A 19,769-nucleotide genomic window follows, 5' to 3' on the forward strand; every position below is an offset into this window, starting at 1 on the left:
CGTCTCCTCCCTCACGCCATGAAGATGTGCCGCCGGGCGGCGGTCGCCTCGAACTCCTCCAGCCGGCGCTGCACCGGCTCCGGAGCCGCGTCGCACATTGCCTGCAGCAGCACCATGGACATCGCCATCGGGCCGGTGTGCAGGTCGAACACCAGCTGCGTACCGACTGCGGCGGGCAGCGCCACATCGGCCAGCTCGGCCACCGGGCTCACCGCCGAATCGGTGATCGCCACGATCGCGAGCCCGGCCGCCTTCGCCTCCCGGACCACCTCGACGGCCTCACGCGGATAGCGGGGCAACACGATGGCCAGCATCGCACCGGCACCGGCCGCGCGGGCCTGATCGAGACGGTCCAGCAGCCCCGTCCCACCACCGTCAAGCACCCGCACGTCCGGGAACACCTTCGCCGCGAAATACCCGAAGTACGCGGCGAGCGGCGCGGCGGCCCGCAGACCGAGGACCGGCAGCGGCTCACTGGCGGTCAGCAGGCGCGCCGCGTCGCGTACGCCATCAAGGGTGTGCAGGTCCTCACCCAGCCGCCGCAGGTGCTCCGTCTCGGCATGCACCGCACGCTGCATCGCGTTCTGCCCGGCCGGCTCAGCCGGCCCGGTCGCGGTGAGCGCCCGCAACTCCCGCCGCAGCGCCGGATACCCGGAATACCCCAGTGCCATCGCGAACCGCGTCACGCTCGGCTGACTGACCCCGGCCAGCTCGGCGACCTCGGCCGCGGACAGATAGGCAGCCTTCGCCGCATGCTCCACCAGGCTGTGCGCAATCCGCCGCTGAGTCGGAGTGAGCCGCGCACCTTGGAAGAGGTCAAGCACCCGCTCGGCCGTCTTGATCACCCCACCATTCACAAGTGCAGCTTATGCATAAGAACTTTCAGTGCACCAGAGCTCTCAGCGTTCCAACGACTGTTCCGGCCCTCCGCCGTCGTCGCCGCCGTGGGGTGACTCCTCAGGGTGCTTACGCATGTGCGGAGCGTGTGACATGCCGAGAAGGATGATCGCAGCGCGACGCGCTCGGTCGCGCCCGGCTTCGGCGCAGGGGCTGTTGGTGAGAAAGACTCGATCTCACACGGCGCCGGATAGAAATCCCCTCGAGTGCGGAAAAAACACGCCGCATCGGGCCTGTCGCAGCCCGGAGGAGCCTCCCGCACGACGGGGGCTCTTCTGCCTTTCGGAGTGCGTTGTGCTCACCGAGGTTCTTCTGTTGATCTCGCCCTGGGTCGCCGCGGTGGCTGTTGCTGCGCCCGTGACCGGGAAAGTCAGCATCATTGCCGACGTTCAGCCCCGCTTCCCGGATGGGAGCGGGGCCTCGGTCGGCTGCTCAGCAGGTGGGCTCGGCGGCTGCCAGATCCACCGGCGGCTGGTCCTCGGTGAGAGCGGGAGCGGCCGGCGCGGCCGGTGCGCTCGTCGCGGACTCCAGGACCGGTGCGGACGCTGACGGGGAGGCCGGGGTCGCCTTCTTCGTGGTGGCGGGTGAGGACTTCTTCACGACCGGCTTCTTGGCGGGCGCGACGACCGTGCTGGAGCCGCCGGTCATTCGAGCGCCGGTCTTCTGCACGGTGCCGGGCTTCATGTCGACTCCCGAGACGGTCGTGCTATTTCCGTACACATCGGTGATTTTGATTTTGAAAGGCCCGGATCCGGCGCCGCTGTCGATGATCCAGTAGTTGAAGTCGGTGCGATGCGCGGGAGTGAGGCTGCGGCCGGGGCCGGCGACCTTGACCGATGACAGCAGGTTGGCGTGGTTGTCGATGCGGGCGGCGAACCAGTACTGCGACGCGCCCTCCTTGATCCGCACGCTGATCGGTGCCGGCACGCTCGGGTTCGTCACCAGCCTGTACTTGATCGCGATGATCCCGTCGACCTCGTTGCCGATCTTCTTGAACGCGGTGCGGCTCAGGTCGAGGTGGCCGGCGGCGCACTCCGGGCAGGAGTCGAAGACCTTGACGCGGACCTTGCCCTTGGGGCCGGTGACGTCGAGGTACGCGCCGCAGGAGGCACCGGCCGCGTACTGCTCCGGGCCGAGCGCGACGTACAGATCGTCGGCGGGCACCTCGAACGAGCAGTTGCCGGACGTGGAGGCCAGGTCGTAGAACGTGGCCTTGCCGGACTTCGTGGAGGTGCTCGGGGGCGCGGCGCAGGCCGATCCGCTGTTCTGCAGGAGAAGGGCGACGCCGAGGAACCCGGCGAGGACCGCGGCACCGCCGGCGGCGAGCCATCGTTTAGCACTCACCGGGGCATCCTGGTGGCACTCCGCCCGCCGGGGCAACTCATCTAAGAGACTTCTAAGGCGAAACGGTCAGGCTGTCACCTGTGCGAAGGATGCCCGTCCCACCGGGTGCGAGCTCCGGGACCAGATTGATCGCGAAGAGCAGCTTCTGGTTGATGTTGCGGTACCTGCCGAGGATCCGCAGCGGCTGCCGCCCGGTCTCGCCGGTCTCCTGATCAATCGTGGTCACCCGGCAGCGATCACACGGCTTGTCCGCGCGGAACGTCACCTCGCCGATCCGCAGCCGCTTGCCGATCCAGTCGTCCTCAGCCCAGGCCGGCGCACCGCTCACCACCACGTTCGGCCGGAACCGGTGCATCGGAACCGCCTCCTCGCCGTCCTCGAGCAGCCAGTCGTTGACCGCGTCCAGCGAGGCGGTGTTGGCGAGCAGCACCGGATAGCCGTCCGCGAAGCTGACCGGCTCACCGGTCTCGGAGATCGTCCGGCTCCCCGGGTCGGCCTGCCAGGCGAGCCGTGCCTCCCGCCCCAGCAGCTCGCTGATCCAGTCACTCTCCGCGATTCGGGCCGGGTACTCCGGCTTGTTGCGGAACACCCTGATGGCGATCTTGGGCCCGTCGGCGGGCTCGTCGATGTCCAGCTCGGGGAGTCCGGGCGCGCTGAGCACCAGACCACCGGGACGCGGCCTCGCGGTGAGCTGGGTGAGGCGAGGCGTCTCACGCTGCGTGATGCCGACGCCATCCGCGTCGACGACCATCCACCGCCGATCACCGGCGAGACCCCACGGGTCCACTCGCGCTTCGTCGTGGTCAAGGCGGTGACAACCCTTGATGGGGTACGAGTGAAGCGCGCTGATCTCCATAGCCCCACCCTAGGCTGACCCTACGATTGCGTGGGGTGGCGAGGACGGGTCGCGCCTGGCCAGGCTGACGAGCCCACGCGCTCTTCATCGCCCGCCGCAGGTGGCCTCCGCTGTGGCCAGCAGCGCACCGAACTCGGCATAGGGGAACGACGCCGACAGCCGGCGACTGTAGAAGTCCCGCTTCTGCCCGTCCTCCTGCCGCGCGGTCAGACTGCCGTCACTGTCCCGCTCCCAGTGCACGCCCTGCCCGCGGAAGTCCGCCCGGGCCAGCCAATCCGCACCACTGGGCCAGTACCCGTCCCAGCCGGCCGGCCTCAACCCCGCGAACGCCGCCTCCACCCGCGCGACCGCCGACTCCACATCGTCATCCTCGAACACCGCCGCGAACCGGCACAGCAGAGCCAGCGCCGCTCCCGAGTGATCGCCGACCGCCTGGCAGATCAGCTCGAGCTCCGACCACCGCAGCGCCCACGGATGCCAGTGCGCGAGGTCGTCCCACCCGAGCTCCACGGGTTCCTCGTCCCCCGGCCCGACCAGCCCCAGCTCATGCAGGTCGAGCCCGGTGTCGACCTCGAGCGTCAACGCGTAGCCCCCACCCACCGCAAAGACCACACTGACCGAGGAGTCGTCCTCATCCTCGTCGTCTTCTTCGACATCCAGGTCACCCAGCCGCTCCGACCCGGGCTCCCCCTCATGCGCAAAGGTGTAGCGCGCCCAGAACTCCGGCTCCGACAACGACTCAACCAACTCCGCGGGAAGATCCATCCCGAGATCATGGCCCAAGGCGATGCGCCGCGACCCGCCCGGTCGATGAGTTCCGGCCGGACGGGTCGTTTCGGCTGAGTAGGGCCGACGGGACTCGAACCCGCACTGTCATGGACCTAAACCATGTGCCTGCTGCCAAATTGGGCTACGGCCCCTTGAGCGCATAAATGTACACATCCCACGGTCATTCTTGCTGACCAGGCAGTCTTCTGCCTAGCAGAATCCCCGTCGGCGTGGTGGCTTGATCGTCGTAGACGACGTCGTCAGGGGCCGACGGGCTGCGGCGGGAACCCGCATAGGTGGCGGTTTGGCTGTGGCAGTTCGGGCACAGGAACCGCAGGTTGCGCGGCCGGTTGTCCAGGAAATCGCCGTTGATGTGGTCCACGTGAAGCACGAGAGGGTGCCCGTTCCATACCGTGCCGCAGCCGCACTTCTCGCAGTGTTCGGGCAGGCCGATGCGGAGCATCGCTGGTCGCAGTCGCTCGCCGGGCACCCGTCGGGACCCTTCAGGAAGGCGCACGAGTCGTTCTCGGGGTGGCTTGTTCCACACCCCGCGATCGCCTCGATTGTGAGCGGATCCGGTGAAGTGTGAGGTGTCGATGCCGAGACGCTTCAGCCGGCGGCTGATGTGCGCGTGGGAACCGCCGCTCTGCCGGAGACCGAGGACTCTGAGCACCCCCGCGATGCTCTGAGCCTGCGCGGCCGCGGCGGCGAGAACCTCGGCGGTGTACTTGACTCTAGTCATAAAGCAAGTTTATGAGCGACAGCTGGTCGCATCCAGGGTCCGCCGCTTGATTTTCGTGCCAGAACGCGTGCACGGCGGCCGCCTTGCGGGTTGGTACCGCATGACGGCCGCCGTGAGCCCGGGCGCCGCGCCAACCCGGGGGTCGGTGGCGATTGCCCTCCTCATCGGCGCGTTCAGCCCGGACTTGCAGGGTTTTGACCAGTTTTGTCGCAGGGAGGTCAGTCGAGGCCGAGGTCGCGGCGCAGCTTGGCGACGTGGCCGGTGGCCTTGACGTTGTAGAGGGCTCGCTCGATCGCCCCGTTCTCGTCGATCACGAAGGTGGAGCGGATCACGCCGGTGACGGTCTTGCCGTACAGCTGCTTCTCGCCGAACGCCCCGTACGCCGTCAGCACGCTCTTGTCCTCGTCGCTGACCAGCGGGAACGTGATGGCGTCATGTTCGCGGAACTTCGCCAGCTTGGCGGGCTTGTCGGGGGAGATGCCGACCACCTCGTAGCCGGCGGCCTGCAGCGAGGCGAGGGAGTCGCGGAAGTCGCACGCTTGCTTGGTGCAGCCGGGCGTCATCGCCGCGGGGTACGCGTAAAGCACGACCTTGCGCCCCCGAAGATCCTTGAGGGCGAGGGTCTCCCCGGTGTCGGTGGGCAGCGAGAAGTCGGGCGCGGCGTCGCCGGCGCTGAGACGCACGTTTTCAGTCATGCGACGACGATAGTTCGGCGCCCGCTCCAGAGGTGACGCGCGGCTTGCACGTCACGGGGCCATTCCTCGCCGCGCCGGCTGAGGGTGCGTTCGGAGACGTGAAAGTCGCCGACGAGCCGATGGAACTCGTCGAGGACGTCGGCCTCGCGGAACGGTTTGCACGAGAAGATGTCGGCGAAGATCTCCCGCAGGTGCGGATAGGTGTGTATGGCGGCGTGCGATTCGGCGAGGATCACGACCGCTGATTTGCCGGCCTTCTCGGGCGGGCCGTGCTCGGTGGCGACGAGCGGCCCGGCGATGACGGTCATCCCGATGCGGGTGACCAGGTCGTTCATGAAGGTGGTGAGCGCCTGGTCGTCCAGGAGCAGCCGGGTGTCGGCGATGCCGGAAAGCCGGAGCGTCAATTCGTCGCCGTAGTGGTTCATAACTGAACGTTACCGCTTGCTCACTGTGGATGAACATGCCATTTTTCGGCACTCAGGAATCCGTTTCCGAGCGCATCCACGACAGTTGTTTCCCGATTCCGTGAAGGGCGGAAAACGTGTTATCGATGGCGTTCTACGCACGGTGCGATGTACTCGCGGTAGCATGCCGCGGACATCATGAGCGTGGGGGGACCAGGGGCATGAGCGAGGCTACGAACGGCAACACCACCGTCTCCAGCGAGGTCGTCGAGAAGATCGCCGCTGCCGCCGCCCGCGGCGTTCCCGGCGTCGCGGAACTCGGTGGTGACGTGGCCCGGTTCTTCAACAGCGTGCTCGACAGGGTCGGCCTGGACGAGGTCGGCGACGCGACCCGCGGCGTCGGTGCGAAGGTCAAGGGCAACGACGTGACGGTCAGCGTGGTGCTGGTCCTGGAGGCCGGCCGGATCGTTGCCGACGTCACCGCCGAGGTGCAGGCCAGAGTCAAGGAGGCGCTGACCGGTTACGGCCTGAACGTCGTTGCGGTCAACGTCAACGTCGACGACATCACCGGCGTATAAATCCATTTTCATAAGCAAAAATCACTATTTGTACGCGGTCGCGCAGCTCCAACTTGCTGAGCAGCCGACCGACGTGCGCCTTCACGGTCGCCTCGGACAGATGAAGCGCCGAGGCGATCTCCGTGTTCGTCCGCCCGTCCGCGACGAGCAGCAGCACCTCGTGCTCGCGCTCGGTGAGGCGGGAAACCCTGTCATCAGAACGGGAACCGGGAACCAACGGCAACAACGTGTCCAGCAGCCGCCGGGTGATCGCCGGCGCGACCACGGCATGCCCGCCGGCGACAGCCCGGATCGCACTGATCAGGTCCGCCGGCGGCACGTCCTTGAGCAGGAACCCGCTGGCACCGGCCCGGAGCGCGGCATAGACGTACTCGTCGAGGTCGAAAGTGGTCAGGACCAGCACCCGAGCCGGGCTGCCGGCGGCCACGATCTCACGGGTGGCCTCGATACCGTCGAGGACCGGCATGCGTACGTCCATGAGCACCACATCCGGCCGCAACGCCCGGGTCATGGTGACCGCCTGGGCGCCGTTGCCAGCCTCCCCGACCACGGTGATGTCCGGCTGAGCCTCCAGCACCATCCGGAAGCCGAGCGACAGCAGCGGCTGATCGTCAGCGAGCAGCACGGACGTCACGACTCACCACCGAGGGACAGCCGGGCGTGCACCCGCCATCCCGGTCCGGTGCGGGGCCCGGCGTCAACCTTCCCGGCGTACGCGCTGACCCGCTCCACCATCCCCGCCAGCCCGTGCCGCTCCGCCCGCTCCGGTTCGCGCGCGTGCCGCCCCGCGCCGTCGTCGACCACTGTCACCTCGGCCCCCTCCGGCCCGTAGCGCAGCGTCACCTCCGCACTCGCCCGCGGTCCCGCGTGTTTCAGCGTGTTCGTCAGCGCCTCCTGCACGATGCGGTAGATCGTCAACCCGGCCGCCGGCCCCCAGTCGCCCGGCACACCATCCCGGATCACGCTCACCCGTACCCCCGCTTCCCGGACCCGCTCGACCAGCCCGTCGATGTCCGGCAGCCCCGGTGAGGGCGCGCGAAGCTCGCCCGACGACGCGGTGCGCAGCAGTCCCACCACCCGGCGCATCTCGCTCAGCGCCTGCCGCCCGGTCGCCGAGACCTGCGTCATCACGCCCGCGGCCCGTTGCGGCGCACCCTCCGCTGTCGCCGCCGCGCCGTCCGACAGGGCGACCATCACGGCGAGGTGGTGCGCGACCACGTCGTGCATCTCGCGCGCGATGCGCGCACGCTCCTCGGCGACCGCGAGCCGGGCGCGCTGATCGCGTTCCTGTTCCAGCCGTTGGGCGCGATCTTCCAAATTCCAGAGGTACGCGGCGCGCGTGCGCTGGTTGACGCCGATCAGCGCGGCCGTCACCGTCACGGCCGAAACCGCGAAGAACGCACCCCAGGCCGGACCGTCCGACGGCCGGTTCGCCATAGCCGGTACGACACTCAGCAGTACCGCGGGCCAGACGAAACGTGCCGGTCGATAGCGGGCGACCGCGTGCACCGTGGTGAGCGACACCAGGAAGGAGGCCGGTGACTGGGCACCGACCGCCGCAGCGAACCAGAACAGCGCCGTCGTTACGAGGAACACGACGACCGGCGCGCGCCGGCGCCAGATCAGCGGCGCCGACACAACGACGATGGCGACCCAGTCGAGCGGGGTGGCCGGGTCGACGGTCGCCCCGGTCCGCCCGGTCAGCACGATGCCGCAGAAGACGGCGAGCGCACCGGCGATCCCGGCGTCCACGATCCGCGGGTGCCGCCCGGCCACAGCCCGAATCTCACGCGCTCTCAGCGGCATCCTCGCCCTCACCCGCACCCCTCGCTTCTCACCCGCGCCCCGCCGCCACCCGCGCCGCTGGCCGTCACCCGCGCTCCTGGGCGTCATCCACGTCGCTGGCTCTCACCCCCGGAGCCCGCCGTCGTCTCGGAGCCCGTTGTCGTCCCGGAGCCCGCCGTCACCCCCGGAGCCCCGCCGTCACCCCGGGAGCCCCGCCGTCACCCCCGCCGCTCGCCCTCACCCCGCCGCTCGCCCTCACCACAGAGCCCGCCCTCCCTGGGGGCAGCCCCCGCAGGACAGTGTGCGCGGAAACGGGGATCTTCGGGGGAAGGGCTGTGGACGAGCCATGACTGTGGATGGCCGACCTCCCTCGCTCTCACGGGTCGCGCCGGAGCACGACCGCCGTTCCGCCCACCAGCGCCGCCGCGACCCACCCCGTCATGACCAGCGCGGCCGTGCCGGGGGTGAGCATCTCGAACGGATTCCCGGTGTCCACGCTGTACATCGCCTGCGCTGCGGCCACCGGCACGTACCGCAGCACGTCGTCCGCCACCGACTCCGGTAGTGCCGGCTGGATCAGGGCCGGCAGCACGAGCATGGCCAGCACGTACACGGTGATGGCGGCGGCCGTGTGCCGCAGCATCGCACCGAAGCCGACCCCGATCAGCGCGAGCGACACCGGCGCCGCCGCGGCGCCGAGCAGCGCGCCGACGGGCAGGTCGCCGAGAGGGATCCGCTGCCCGTCCGGCACGAAGAACTCCGCGACCGCCAGCGAGGCCGCGCAGACCGCCAGCATCACCGGTACGGCGACGGCGGCCAGCACCAACGCCTTGGCCCAGAGCACCGGCGCCCGTCTCGGCACCGCGGCGAAGGTGGCCCGGATCAGGCCCGAGCTGTACTCGCCGGTGATCAGCAGGATGCCGAAGACCCCTAGGACGAGCGAGATGACGTCGATGCCGAGGAAGCTCTGTGCGAGAAGCAGCGGCTCGGAGACCTCCGCGCCGGGCTGCCGATAGACGTTCCAGTTGATCGCTCCGGCCAGGCCCACTGTGATCAGAGCGGCCGCGGCGAAGACCACCCACGTGGAGCGCAGGGCGGTCAATTTGCCCCATTCCGCGCGAGAGACGCGGGCGAACGTGACCCTCATGCCGCCATCAACTCCATGTACGCCTGCTCCAGCGAGGCCCGCCGCGGCGTCAACTCGTGCAACACGAACCCATGGGCCGCCGCCGTTGCACCGATCTCCGGCCCGGAGAGCACGGAAACCTCCAGGACGTCCGGCTCCGGCCGGGTCACGGTCGCGCCCCCGGCGGCCAGGGCCTCGTGCAGCCGATCAGCGTCCGGCGAGCGGACCAGACACCGGCCCGCGCCGGACCGCTCGATCAGCTCGTCCACAGTGGTGTCCGCGAGCAGCCTGCCCCGGCTCACGACCAGCAGGTGGTCGGCGGTCACCGCCATCTCGCTCATCAGGTGGCTGGAGACCAGCACGGTACGCCCACGCGCCGCGAGCTCCTTGAGCATCGTCCGGATCCACAGCACCCCGTCCGGATCCAGGCCGTTGACGGGTTCGTCCAGGATGACCACCGCCGGGTCGCCGAGCAGTGCCGCCGCCACGCCGAGCCGCTGGCCCATGCCGAGCGAGAACCCGCCGGCCCGCCGATCGGCCACGTCCGCGATCCCGGCCTCGGTCAGCACCTCGTCCACCCGCCCGGCCGGGATCCCGTGTGTCCTGGCGAGTCCCAGCAGGTGCGCGCGGGCGGTGCGGCCACGATGCAGCGCCCGTCCCTCCAGCATCACTCCGGCGACCCGCAGTGGAGCGGTGTGCCGCCGGTAGGGCAGGCCGTCGACCAGCGCGGTTCCGGAGGTGGGACGGTCCAGACCGATGATCATCCGCATGGTCGTCGACTTCCCGGCGCCGTTCGGGCCGAGGAAGCCGGTCACCTGCCCGGGGCGCACCGTGAACGACAGCCCGTCCACCGCGATGGCGTCCCCGAAGCGTTTCGTGAGTCCGTCGACTTCAATCATGGTTCCGACGCTAGGAAGAGCCCGGCCGGCGCGGGAGCACCCACGGTCGAGTCCGCCGGCGCCGGGACTACGACCGGGGTAGGGGCCGGGACTATGACTGCGGCGCGGGCTGGGCGGGCGCGGGGGTGATGGCTCGCAGCCGGAGGATGCCGGTCAGGGCCAGCCCCGCTCCCGCGCCGATCGCGACCAGCACGGCGGTCCGGGCGAGCCAGCCGGGGCCGACCACCGGCAGGACGGGGGCGCTGAACACGTCGGCGCTGCCGAAGCCGGCGAACGCGGCCAGCACGAAACCGGACAGCGCCAGGAAGAACGGCGGGTGGCGGAACGAGGCGGCGCAGGCGAGCAACCCGGCCAGGATCAGCACGCCGGACCATGATCCACCGTCCAGAGCGCGCGTCGTCGCGTACGCCATGGTGGTTAGACCGCCGAAAAGCGCGACCGGCCGCACCGAGGCCGGGAAGCGCTGGGCCAGCAATGCGACCGCGACGCCCAGCAGGGCCGCACCGGCCCACCAGGCCCACTCCCGCGGGGCCGGCTCGTAATCGAGGGTGCCCTGAATCTCGAATGTCCGCGTCTGATCACGCAGCGGGACCACCCACTCGCTGATGCGGTGCTCCCGGCCCGGCTCCGCGGCGGCCTGCGCGGGGAGACCGGCCTCCCGCCACTGCGTGCGCTGATCATGCCAGCGTGCGGTGGTCCCGGAGGAGATCTTGCGCCAGGAAGGCGCCAGCGTGGGGTCGGCGCCGGCGGGGAGGGGCGTGTCACCGTTCAAGGTCTCATTGACGTACGCCGCCGGCGAGCTGACGTTCTGATAGGTCCCGTCCGGCCGGATCTCGAGATACGGCTCCCCGGAGTACCCGAGTACCTCGATCGCCCGCCCGGTGTCGTTGCGCAACTCGAGTCGCGCACCGCCCTCCACCACCCGCACGCTCAGCCCGTCAGCCGGTGTGCTCAGCCCGGTGACCATGACCCGGTACGAGCTGACCCCGTCCGTGTCGCCGGTGTGCGCGAACGCGGGAGTGGCCGGCGCGAGGATCGCACCGGCCACCGCGAACAGCACGGGGAGGAACCGCCTCACCCGGCCGCCTTCTCGACCGCCTGGGTGAGCAGCTCGGGTGTGGGCAGCGTGTCGTTCGGCCCGGTCAGCTTCTCGCCATTGACCGCGATCGACGGCGTGCCGGTGAAACCGCGCTCGGAGAACTTCTCGGTGGCCTGGACAGCCCATGTCTTGTAAGTACCCTCATTGACCGCCTTCGCGAAAGTCTCGCTGGTCAGGCCCACCGACTTGCCCAGCTCGATCAGCTTCGCGTTGTCCAGCCCGGTGGTGTTCTCGGCCGGCTGGTTGGCGTAGAGCACGTCGTGGTACTCGCTGAATTTGCCCTCCTGCGCGGCGGCGGCGGACGCGGCGGCGGCGCGCGTCGAGTACTCCGTACCGTTGGAGAAGCGGTCCAGGATCGCCACCGGGTGGAACCGCAGCGTGATCTTGTTGTCGGTGACGAGCTGCTTCATCGTGGCGCCGGCCGACTGCTCGAAGGCGTTGCACGCCGGGCACATGAAGTCCTCGTAGACGTCCACGGTGACCGGGCCGGTGCCGGTGGCGAACGCGGTGCCCTCGTCGACCGCCACGGTCGGGGTGGTCAGCGTGCCCTTGTCGTCACCGGACACCATGCTCCACCCGACCATCCCGGCGATGAACAGCACGAGCACCACGGCCACCGAGGTCCAGAGCGTCACGGTCCGGCGCCGCTCGGCGGCTCGCTGGTGCTGGACGATCTCGCGCGCCTTGATGTTCCGGTCGCGCTTTGTCTTGGTCATCGTTCCCCCATGAGGACTCCGTCGACTGAGAACCGGGTCCGCGGCCGCCACAGCAGAATTCCGGCTAGGACCAGGAACCCGAGGTCGCGCAGGATGTCCACGCCGTACGCGGTGTCCTTGCCCGCCGCCAGCTGGCCGCCGGTGCTGAAGCATCCGCAGTCGATCTGCAGGCCGTTGGCCCACGCCCAGACGATGCCGGCGATGAAGATCACCAGAAGTACGGCGGAGATGCCGGCGGTGAGCCGGACCGCGAGCCCGGCGAGCAGAAGCAGTCCGAGCGCGATCTCCAGTAGCGGCTGGATCGCGCCGACCACCTTGGCCGCGTCGTACGGCATCAGCTCGTAGGCGTTCACGGCGCGGGCGGAGGCGGCGAGGTCGCCGACCTTGAGGCCACCGGCGATCAGCCAGACCGCCGCCAGGCCGAGCCGGGCGGCGGTCGAGATCCACGGCCAGGCCGCCGGCTTCAGCCGCAGGGTTTCCATGGTCACGCCCCGTTAGACGGTCTCCGTCGCGATCGAGTTCCCGTCCATTCTGACCGGAACCGAAGGGGGGACGGACAGGGGCGAAAGACCTTTAACTCGCCTGGGCGCGTGCCACCGCGGTGATCAGCTCGTCGCGGGCGCGGGCCACCCGGGAGCGGATCGTGCCGACCGGGACGGCCTCGACCTCGGCGGCCTCCGCGTACGACAGGCCGATCACCTGGGTCAGCACGAACGCGGTCCGGCGCTCGTCGCTGAGCCGGCTGAGAAGGTCGGCACTGGACAGCCGGTGCGCGGGGTCCGGTGCGGGCAGATCGGTGACGGCCTGCGCGGCGAGCCGGGCGTCGAGACGGCGGCGGCGCACCACCGAGCGCAGGTGGTCGGCGCAGGTGCGGCGGGCGATGCCGAGCAGCCACGTCCGTACGCTGGAGCGGCCGGCGAAGCTGCCGAGCGCCCGGAAGGCCCGCAGGTAGGTCTCCTGGGTGAGATCGTCAGCGGCGCCGGGGTCGATCAGCGCGGCGGTGAATCGCCACACCTCGGCCTGGGTGGCACGCACGAATGCGGCCTGCGCCAGCGGGTCGCCCTCGCGGGCGGCCAGGGCCAGCGCGGTGGTCTCATCCGTCGGATCCGCACCCTCGGTCACGGGCCAGATGGTACGCGCATCTGCGCCCCGGGTCGCCATCTGGAACCATGCAAGGGCTTCGGGCGACTAAGTCCATGACCGGAACGGAGTGCGTGCATGACAGACCGACGCCGGGTCCTGGCCGTACTGGCCGGGTTGCTGCTCGGGCTCTTCGGGACGCTGCTGGCGGCGGCGCCGGCCAGCGCGCACGCCGCCCTGGTCGGCAGTGATCCCGGCAACGGCACGATCGTGCCGGACGCGCCGAACAAGGTGACGCTCACGTTCAGCGAGTCGGTGCAGCTGCTCTCCGGCAAGATCCGGGTGATCGCGCCGGACGGCTCCCGTGCCGATCAGGGCGATCCGGTCGCCGCCGGCACCCAGGTCACCGTCCCGCTGCGTGCCGGCGGGGGCCGGGGGACCTACCTGGTCAGCTACCGGGTGATCTCGGCGGACAGCCACCCGGTCGCGGGCACGATCAGCTATTCGGTGGGCGCGGCCTCGGCGCCGCCTACGGCGACGGAGGAGGACGTCGCGGTCGATCCGGTGGTCCGGGCACTCATTCCGGTCGGCAAATTCCTTGGGTACGCGGGACTCGTGCTGCTGGTGGGCCCGGTCCTGGTCCTCGCGCTGCTCTGGCCGCACCGTCTCGACCGGCGCGGTCCGGGACGACTGGCCTGGACCGGCATCGGGCTGGTCGCCGGCAGCACCCTGCTCGGACTGTGGCTGCAGGCGCCCTACACGCTGGGCACCGGGCTCTTCGACGTCGGGATCGACGACCTGCGCGACGTGCTGGGCAGCACGTTCGGTGCGGTGATGCTGGTACGCCTCGGAGTCGTGACCGCCGCCGCCTTCCTGCTCCGCCCGCTGCTCACCGGCCCGGCCGGCGGGGAGTCGAAGCTCGATCTGGCGCTGCTCGGCGTACTCGGTGTGGCCGCCCTGGCCACCTGGCCGCTCACCGGGCACCCGACCGCCTCACCGGTGGCCGGCGTGTCGGTGGTCATCGACGCGCTGCACCTGGCGGCCATGGCGGTGTGGCTCGGCGGCCTGGTGATGCTCTTCGGGTTCCTGCTGCCCCGCGCCGACGCCCGCGAACTCGGCGCCATCCTGCCGATCTGGTCGCGCTGGGCGGCCACCGCCGTCGGCGCGCTGATCTTCGCCGGGGTCGTGCAGGCGCTGATCGAGGTGGCGTCGCTGGACGGTCTGATCAACAGCACGTACGGCCGGCTGATCCTGGTCAAGGTGGGGCTCGCCGCGACCGTGATCGGGGTGGCCTTCTTCTCCCGGCGGCTGGTGCGCTCGCGTGCCGCCGAGGAGTCGCCAGGACCGCTGCGCCGGATCGTGTTCGCCGAGCTGGCGGTCACCGTGGTGGTGCTGGGCGTCACCTCCGCGCTGGTGCAGATCCCGCCGCCGCGTACGGCTGAGGCGGCCGAGGTGGGCGCCACGAACACCACCGTCACCCAGATGCTGACCTCCGACAAGATGTCGATGCAGGTGGACATCTTCCCGGCCACCGTCGGGAACAACTCGATCCATCTGTACGCGTACACGCTCGACAACAAGCCGCTGCCGGTCGTCGAGTGGAAGGCGACGGCGGCGCTCGCCTCGAAGGGCATCGAGCCGATCGAGGTCCCGCTGCTGCGGATCACCGATTTCCACGCCATCGGCGACATCGCGCTGCCGGCCGCGGGGGAGTGGACCTTCAAGTTCACCGCACGCACCAGCGACATCGACCAGTCGACCCTGACCATGACGGCGACCATCAACTGATCCCGCCTTTTCACGGCCCGGCCCGGGTGGGCCGGGCCGTTCCCATATCTATCGTGGGCCACCGTGCCCGTTTGACCACTTTGGGGTTATTTGACTCGGTATGGTCCCCGCAGTACGGCCCGGGAAGGGGGAGAGACAGATGCGGGTGTTCCGCACGATCCTCGGCATGCTCTTACTGACCATCGGACTACCCGCACTGCTGGCCGGTGGCGGCCTGTGGGCACTGATGCAGCACCGGGATCCCGGTGGCGCGTTCAGCGGCCAGCTGCGCGGCCAGACCGTGCCCGGGTACGCCATGGTGGTCCCGGACATCGACCGGCTGCTGCGCGACGACGCACCGTTCGCGCGCATCGGCGAGACCCGGCTGCGGCTCTCCGCCATCACCCCCACCGGCCCCGCCTTCGTCGGCCTGGCACCCACCGCAGCCGTCGAGCGGTACCTGGCCGGCGTCCCGCACAGCCGCGTCGCCGCCGTCGACATCGGCACCGGAGCGCTGCCGATCACCTCCGGGCGCGTACCCGGCCGGGTGGCACCGGCCGGCCTGCCCGCCCGGCAGCCGTTCTGGACCCTGGCCGGCGAGGGCCAGCTCATCTGGACACCCGGGAAGCTCACCGACGGCCCGTACAGCCTGGTCCTGATGAACCCAACCGCCAAGCCGCTCAACAAACTCGGCGCGGCCGCCGAGGTGTGGCCCAGCTGGCTCAACTCCAGCACCTGGGGGCTGCTCACCCTCGGCACGCTCCTGGTGATGGCCAGCGTCATCGTCCTGGCCTGGCCCGGACGGCGCCGCGAGGTGGTCTACGTCGTCGAACCCAGCCAGGTTCCCGACCTGATGCAGGCAATCGGCGCCCCGCTGCCCCTGGCCGGCTCCCCCCTGCCCGTAACGCCCCCACACGCGGGCCGCTCCGGCGGCGCCCACCGCCCCCGAACCCTGGCCGACACCCGCCCGTCCCGCCCACCCGCGCTGCCCCAGTTCTCCTGGCCACCCACCCGCGAGCCGGCTTCCGCGCCGCTGGCGCTCTCCTCCGCCCCCACTTCCGTCCTGGACTCCGACCCACTCTCAGGCGGCTCAGCCCCAACCCTCGACGCTCCCACCCCTCACACCACCACGACCGGCGCCGCCTCCCCGGGTTCCGCCTCCCAGCTTTCCGCCTCCGCGGGCGTCGCTTCCCAGGCTTCCGCCTCCGCGGGCGTCGGCTCCCAGGCTTCCGGAGCCCGTGTCGTGGTGGCGGGCTCGCCGGGTTCCGCGTTCCATGTCGCGGCAGCCGGGTCGCAGACCCCGGCACCCGGCCAGCCACTCAATCTGCTCACCGAAACCCCCGCCCTGGCCGGCCTACAGCCCGGACCACTGACCGCCCGCCGCACCGAACGCCGCCGTCCCCCGGCCCCAACCGATCTGCCCGAGTTCCACGCCACCGCGGTAGGCGCCTGGGTAGCCGCAACAGCCCCCGAACGCGCCCGCCAAACCGAGGCCCGCGCCGCAGCCCGCCTGGCCGAAGCCGCCGCCCGCAAAGCCGCCGGCAAGACCGCACCCTCCCAACCCGCCTCCCGCGACGGCTCCCCCTTGGCAATGCCCGCCACAGCCCCCCACCCCACCGACGACCCCAATCCGCCAAACCCGGCCACAACGCCCGCCCCAACCCCAACATCCGCTCCCGCCGCGACCGCAAAGCCCGAGCCAACCTCAGCCACTGCCCCTCCCACGGCCGCGAAGCCGACCGCCCCCGAACGACCGATCCCGCTCAAGCCCGCCGTGCCCAAGCCCTCCACTCCGGTCAAGCCGGCTGTGTCGGAACGCTCCGTCGAGGGCACGCAAGGCGCCGAGCCCGTCAGCCCATCCCGGGTCGTAGTGCGGACCGGGCCGGCCGCGACGGACTGGACCGCTACCGGCGTGACCAGAGTCGAACTGAGCGACATGCTCCAAAGAAAGCCCGCCCCGCCGAAGCCCGAGCCCGCCTCCCCGAAGCCCGACCAATCTCGCGCCACGAAGCCCAGCCCGAAGTCGGAACCGCCACGCGCCACAAGGCCCAGTCCAAAGCCGGAACCGCCACGCGCCACGAAGCCCAGTCCAAGGCCGGAACCGCCACGCGCAGCCAAACCCGCCCCGAAGAGCACGGCTGCTCCCGTGCCGCCGGCGGAGGAGCCCGAGTCTCGGCCAGGCGACGCCGAACCGAGCAAGGCCGACGCTCCGAAGCGCCCGATTGTTCCGTTCCCCACGCGCCCCGTTGCGGACGGCGAACCGACCGACAGTCGGGACGCCGCCCCGGCTGATGCTGATAAAAAGGTAAAAATCGGGTCGGGTGCCGTTCGGGTGGAACCGGGTCGGGCGTCGATGCACGCCATCGAGTCGGGCCGCCCGGTCGCGGGCAACCCGCTGCCGAACCCGCCCACTCAACCGGAGGCCGGCAGGGAAAAGGCGGGCGAGCGGACAGTTCCGCGACCGGGCAAGTCAGAGCGAGCGTCGATGCACGCGGTAGAGCGGGACGGCCAAACGAAGACCGAAACCGCCCAGCCGAAGACCGAGTCTGCCCAGGGCAAGACCGGTTCTGCCCAAGGCAAGACCGAGGCCCCACCGGAAAAGGCCGAAGCCACCGCAGGCAAGACCGAAGTCACCGCGACGAGGTTCGAGACTGCCGCGACGCAGATCGAGGCCGTCGCGCCGACGATCGAGGTTGTCGCGACGCAGATCGAGGTTGTCGCGACGCAGATCGAGGCTGTCGCGACGACGATCGAGGCGGCTGTGGCGAAGGCGGCGGTTGCCCCGGCAAAGGCCGATGCTGCCCCGGCAAAGGCCGATGCCGGCCCGGCGAAGGCCGAGGCTGCCCCGGCGGTTCCGGGGCAGAGCGGTCCGGCTGCGGCGGAGAGCCCGCGGAAGCCCGCCGCCCCTCGGCCTGGTCGGTCGGACAACCCGTTGTCGCGGGCGCAGAACCGGGCCGCCGGCAAAGCGACTCCCGCCACCCCGGGGAAGCAGGGCGCGGCCCGGCGAGCCCCGGCGGCGTGGATCAAAGCCGCCGAGACCGTTGCCGCCAGGGCGGCGCAAGGGGCGGACGAGCCCGTTGCTGCCAGGGCGGTGCAAGGGGCCGACGAGCCCGTTGCGGCCAGGGCGGCGCACGGGGTCGACGAGCCCGTTGCGGCCAAGGCCGTGCAAGGGGCGGGCGCGGCCGTTCAAGCGAAGCCCACCCCGCCGACAGGTCCGGCCGCGGGCTCGGTCGCCGCAGCCGGCGTGGTGGCCGCGAGCAAGACCGCGGCGCCCCAGCAGGGGAGCAAAGCGCCGAGCACCAGGGCCCCACTACCCGAGACGGCGGCAAAACCGGCGGCACCGAAAGCCGACGCAACCGGGACACCGGCGGTGAGCAAACCGACCACGAAGCCCGCGCCGGCAAAAAAGCCAGCGGCGGCCACGCCGGCCGAGAAGCCGGCGCCGGGCACGCCGGCCGAGAAGCCGGCGCCGCCCGTGCCGACCGGGAAGCCAGCGCCGGCCGCGCCGACCGGGAAGCCGGCGCCGGCCGCGCCGGCCGGGAAGCCGGTGGTGAGCGCGCCCACCGCGAAATCGGGAGCAGCGAGCAACTCGCGGATTTTGAGTTATCGGGAGGAGGCCGCTGAGCTGCTGGCCGGCAACCCCGAACGCCGCCGCCGGCGCACCGTGGCCGGTCGGCCCGCCACCGAGCGGGACCAGGGCAGGGACGCCCCGAAGAGCGAGTGAGACAGGAAGCGGGCCGCAGACGTGGCCCGCTTCCTCGCTGAAGGTAGCGGACAAAAAGTGGCCGCAATCCCTCCTACCGTTGACGGTATGAGAGTTCTCAGCACCCGCGAGCTCAACCGGACCTACCTGCACCGCCAGCTCCTCGCCGAGCGCACCGCCCGGCCAGCCCGGGAGATCATCGAGCACCTCGTGGCGCTGCAGGGGCAGGAGGCCGACTCCCCGTACCTCAGTCTCCGGGCCCGGTCGTCCGACTTCGCGATCGAGGACCTCACCGATCTGCTGACCGGGCGGGAGGTCGTGCGGAGTCCGCTTCTGCGGGGGACGCAGCATCTCAGTTCGGCCGCCGACTACCCCTGGGTGCGGGCGTCGCTGCAGCCGGCGTTGGACCGGTTCGCCGGGCGGGGCAACAACCTGACCGGTGTGGACATGGAGAAGTTCACCGCGATCGCGCGCGAGGTGCTGGCCAACGGTCCGGCGACCCGGCCTGAGCTGTCTCGGCGGCTGGTTGCCGAGTTTCCGGGGATCGACCCGAAGTCGCTTTCGTACGTCGTACATCTGAAGTTGTCTCTGCTGCACCCACCGCCTGCCGGGACGTGGCGGCACCGAGGGCGAGTGACGTGCGTGCTCGCCGAAGAATGGCTGGGGAGGCCGGAGGCCGAGCCGGACCCGGAATCGCTGGTGATGCGTTACCTCGCGGCTTTCGGCCCGGCATCGGTGAAGGACATGCAGACCTGGTCGGGTCTCACGCGTCTGGGTGCGCTGCTCAGTGCGATGCGGCCTCGGTTGACGGTTTTCAAGGACGAGAACGGCATTGATTTGTACGACGTGACAGACGCACCACTGATCGACGAGGACGGCCCGGCGCCGGTGGTGTTCCTGCCGGAGTTCGACAACGCCGTCCTCGGGCACGCGGACCGTTCGCGGATCCTGCACCCGGGTGATCGGGCGATCGTGATGCCGGGCTGGTCGGTCGTGCGCCCGACGGTCCTGGTGGACGGGTTCGTGAGCGCTGTCTGGGCGCTGGAGGGTTCCACGCTGAGCATCGCGCCGTTCCGTCCGCTCGCGCCGGCCGAGGTGGCGGCGGTGGAGACGGAGGCCGGGCGGCTGCTGGAGTTCACGGTGCCGGGGCCCGGTGAGGTGCGATGGGTGGAACTCAGCGGAACGGCGTTCGACCGGTCGTGGCGGCCGTGAAGTGTGAAGGGCCCTCCGCGCTGCCGACGAGGAGGGCCCTTTACCGGGGGGAACGGAGTAACCGAAGGGGGGCTTCGTCCGTTAAGTGCACTTTACCC

19 protein-coding genes and 1 tRNA gene are annotated in these 19,769 nt (G+C 70.6%); 4 read left to right on the forward strand and 16 right to left on the reverse strand.

Annotation, left to right across the window (positions count from 1 at the left end):
* Positions 1-11: 11 nt before the first annotated feature.
* The 8 genes from AB0M02_RS09550 to AB0M02_RS09585 all read right to left on the reverse strand — a co-directional run bounded on the left by AB0M02_RS09550 (position 12) and on the right by AB0M02_RS09585 (position 5,727).
* Positions 12-857: a MurR/RpiR family transcriptional regulator gene (locus AB0M02_RS09550; protein WP_364223975.1), complete on the reverse strand. Its 846-nt coding sequence runs from the start codon at positions 855-857 to the stop codon at positions 12-14.
* A 472-nt stretch (positions 858-1,329) separates the two neighbouring features.
* Positions 1,330-2,241 (reverse strand): expansin EXLX1 family cellulose-binding protein, encoded by a 912-nt coding sequence (locus tag AB0M02_RS09555; RefSeq protein WP_364223977.1) that lies wholly within the window; start codon positions 2,239-2,241, stop codon positions 1,330-1,332.
* Between the two features lie 52 nt (positions 2,242-2,293).
* Positions 2,294-3,097, reverse strand: a complete 804-nt coding sequence (locus tag AB0M02_RS09560) for an MOSC N-terminal beta barrel domain-containing protein (protein ID WP_364223979.1) — start codon at positions 3,095-3,097, stop codon at positions 2,294-2,296.
* 84 nt (positions 3,098-3,181) lie between these two features.
* Entirely contained in the window at positions 3,182-3,862 is a 681-nt protein-coding gene (locus AB0M02_RS09565; RefSeq protein WP_364223981.1) for a hypothetical protein, read from the reverse strand.
* Between the two features lie 79 nt (positions 3,863-3,941).
* Positions 3,942-4,017 (reverse strand) — tRNA-Leu (locus AB0M02_RS09570).
* 29 nt (positions 4,018-4,046) lie between these two features.
* A complete protein-coding gene (locus tag AB0M02_RS09575) occupies positions 4,047-4,607 on the reverse strand; it encodes an HNH endonuclease signature motif containing protein (RefSeq protein ID WP_364223983.1) in 561 nt (186 codons plus the stop codon).
* Positions 4,608-4,825: 218 nt separating this feature from the next.
* The gene (gene bcp, locus AB0M02_RS09580; protein WP_364223985.1) at positions 4,826-5,302 is read right to left on the reverse strand and encodes a thioredoxin-dependent thiol peroxidase; all 477 of its coding nucleotides are present in this window, start codon (positions 5,300-5,302) and stop codon (positions 4,826-4,828) included.
* Positions 5,299-5,727 carry an S-adenosylmethionine decarboxylase gene (locus tag AB0M02_RS09585; protein WP_364223987.1) on the reverse strand — a complete coding sequence of 143 codons (429 nt, stop codon included), beginning with the start codon at positions 5,725-5,727 and terminating at the stop codon, positions 5,299-5,301. Before AB0M02_RS09585 ends, bcp begins: the two co-directional genes overlap by 4 nt.
* 200 nt (positions 5,728-5,927) lie before the next feature.
* On the opposite strand from AB0M02_RS09585, the gene AB0M02_RS09590 reads away from it, so the two are divergent.
* Positions 5,928-6,284 (forward strand): Asp23/Gls24 family envelope stress response protein, encoded by a 357-nt coding sequence (locus AB0M02_RS09590; protein ID WP_364223989.1) that lies wholly within the window; start codon positions 5,928-5,930, stop codon positions 6,282-6,284.
* On the opposite strand, the gene AB0M02_RS09595 is transcribed toward AB0M02_RS09590, so the two are convergent.
* The 8 genes from AB0M02_RS09595 to AB0M02_RS09630 all read right to left on the reverse strand — a co-directional run bounded on the left by AB0M02_RS09595 (position 6,271) and on the right by AB0M02_RS09630 (position 13,040).
* Positions 6,271-6,918, reverse strand: coding sequence for a response regulator transcription factor (locus AB0M02_RS09595; protein ID WP_364223991.1), 648 nt, complete (start codon positions 6,916-6,918; stop codon positions 6,271-6,273). The genes AB0M02_RS09590 and AB0M02_RS09595 overlap by 14 nt on opposite strands.
* Entirely contained in the window at positions 6,915-8,060 is a 1,146-nt protein-coding gene (locus tag AB0M02_RS09600) for a sensor histidine kinase (protein ID WP_364223992.1), read from the reverse strand. The genes AB0M02_RS09595 and AB0M02_RS09600 overlap by 4 nt, the downstream gene beginning before the upstream one ends.
* 385 nt (positions 8,061-8,445) lie before the next feature.
* On the reverse strand, positions 8,446-9,216 hold the full coding sequence (locus AB0M02_RS09605; RefSeq protein WP_364223994.1) for an ABC transporter permease subunit: 771 nt from the start codon (positions 9,214-9,216) through the stop codon (positions 8,446-8,448).
* Positions 9,213-10,094, reverse strand: a complete 882-nt coding sequence (locus AB0M02_RS09610) for an ATP-binding cassette domain-containing protein (RefSeq protein ID WP_364223996.1) — start codon at positions 10,092-10,094, stop codon at positions 9,213-9,215. Before AB0M02_RS09610 ends, AB0M02_RS09605 begins: the two co-directional genes overlap by 4 nt.
* A gap of 91 nt (positions 10,095-10,185) precedes the next feature.
* On the reverse strand, positions 10,186-11,172 hold the full coding sequence (locus AB0M02_RS09615) for a hypothetical protein (protein WP_364223998.1): 987 nt from the start codon (positions 11,170-11,172) through the stop codon (positions 10,186-10,188).
* A complete protein-coding gene (locus AB0M02_RS09620; RefSeq protein WP_364224000.1) occupies positions 11,169-11,909 on the reverse strand; it encodes a thioredoxin domain-containing protein in 741 nt (246 codons plus the stop codon). The genes AB0M02_RS09615 and AB0M02_RS09620 overlap by 4 nt, the downstream gene beginning before the upstream one ends.
* Entirely contained in the window at positions 11,906-12,391 is a 486-nt protein-coding gene (locus AB0M02_RS09625) for a MauE/DoxX family redox-associated membrane protein (RefSeq protein WP_364224515.1), read from the reverse strand. Before AB0M02_RS09625 ends, AB0M02_RS09620 begins: the two co-directional genes overlap by 4 nt.
* A gap of 91 nt (positions 12,392-12,482) precedes the next feature.
* On the reverse strand, positions 12,483-13,040 hold the full coding sequence (locus tag AB0M02_RS09630; RefSeq protein ID WP_364224517.1) for a sigma-70 family RNA polymerase sigma factor: 558 nt from the start codon (positions 13,038-13,040) through the stop codon (positions 12,483-12,485).
* 87 nt (positions 13,041-13,127) lie between these two features.
* Here AB0M02_RS09630 and AB0M02_RS09635 point away from each other — a divergent pair, with 87 nt between their 5' ends.
* The 3 genes from AB0M02_RS09635 to AB0M02_RS09645 all read left to right on the forward strand — a co-directional run bounded on the left by AB0M02_RS09635 (position 13,128) and on the right by AB0M02_RS09645 (position 19,671).
* The gene (locus AB0M02_RS09635; protein WP_364224002.1) at positions 13,128-14,777 is read left to right on the forward strand and encodes a copper resistance protein CopC; all 1,650 of its coding nucleotides are present in this window, start codon (positions 13,128-13,130) and stop codon (positions 14,775-14,777) included.
* Between the two features lie 139 nt (positions 14,778-14,916).
* Positions 14,917-18,480, forward strand: coding sequence for a hypothetical protein (locus tag AB0M02_RS09640; protein WP_364224004.1), 3,564 nt, complete (start codon positions 14,917-14,919; stop codon positions 18,478-18,480).
* Between the two features lie 87 nt (positions 18,481-18,567).
* Positions 18,568-19,671, forward strand: a complete 1,104-nt coding sequence (locus tag AB0M02_RS09645; protein ID WP_364224006.1) for a winged helix DNA-binding domain-containing protein — start codon at positions 18,568-18,570, stop codon at positions 19,669-19,671.
* The last annotated feature ends 98 nt before the right edge of the window (positions 19,672-19,769 follow it).

This window comes from Actinoplanes sp. NPDC051861 (assembly GCF_040681145.1).
In the GTDB taxonomy this organism is placed as follows: Bacteria; Actinomycetota; Actinomycetes; order Mycobacteriales; family Micromonosporaceae; genus Actinoplanes.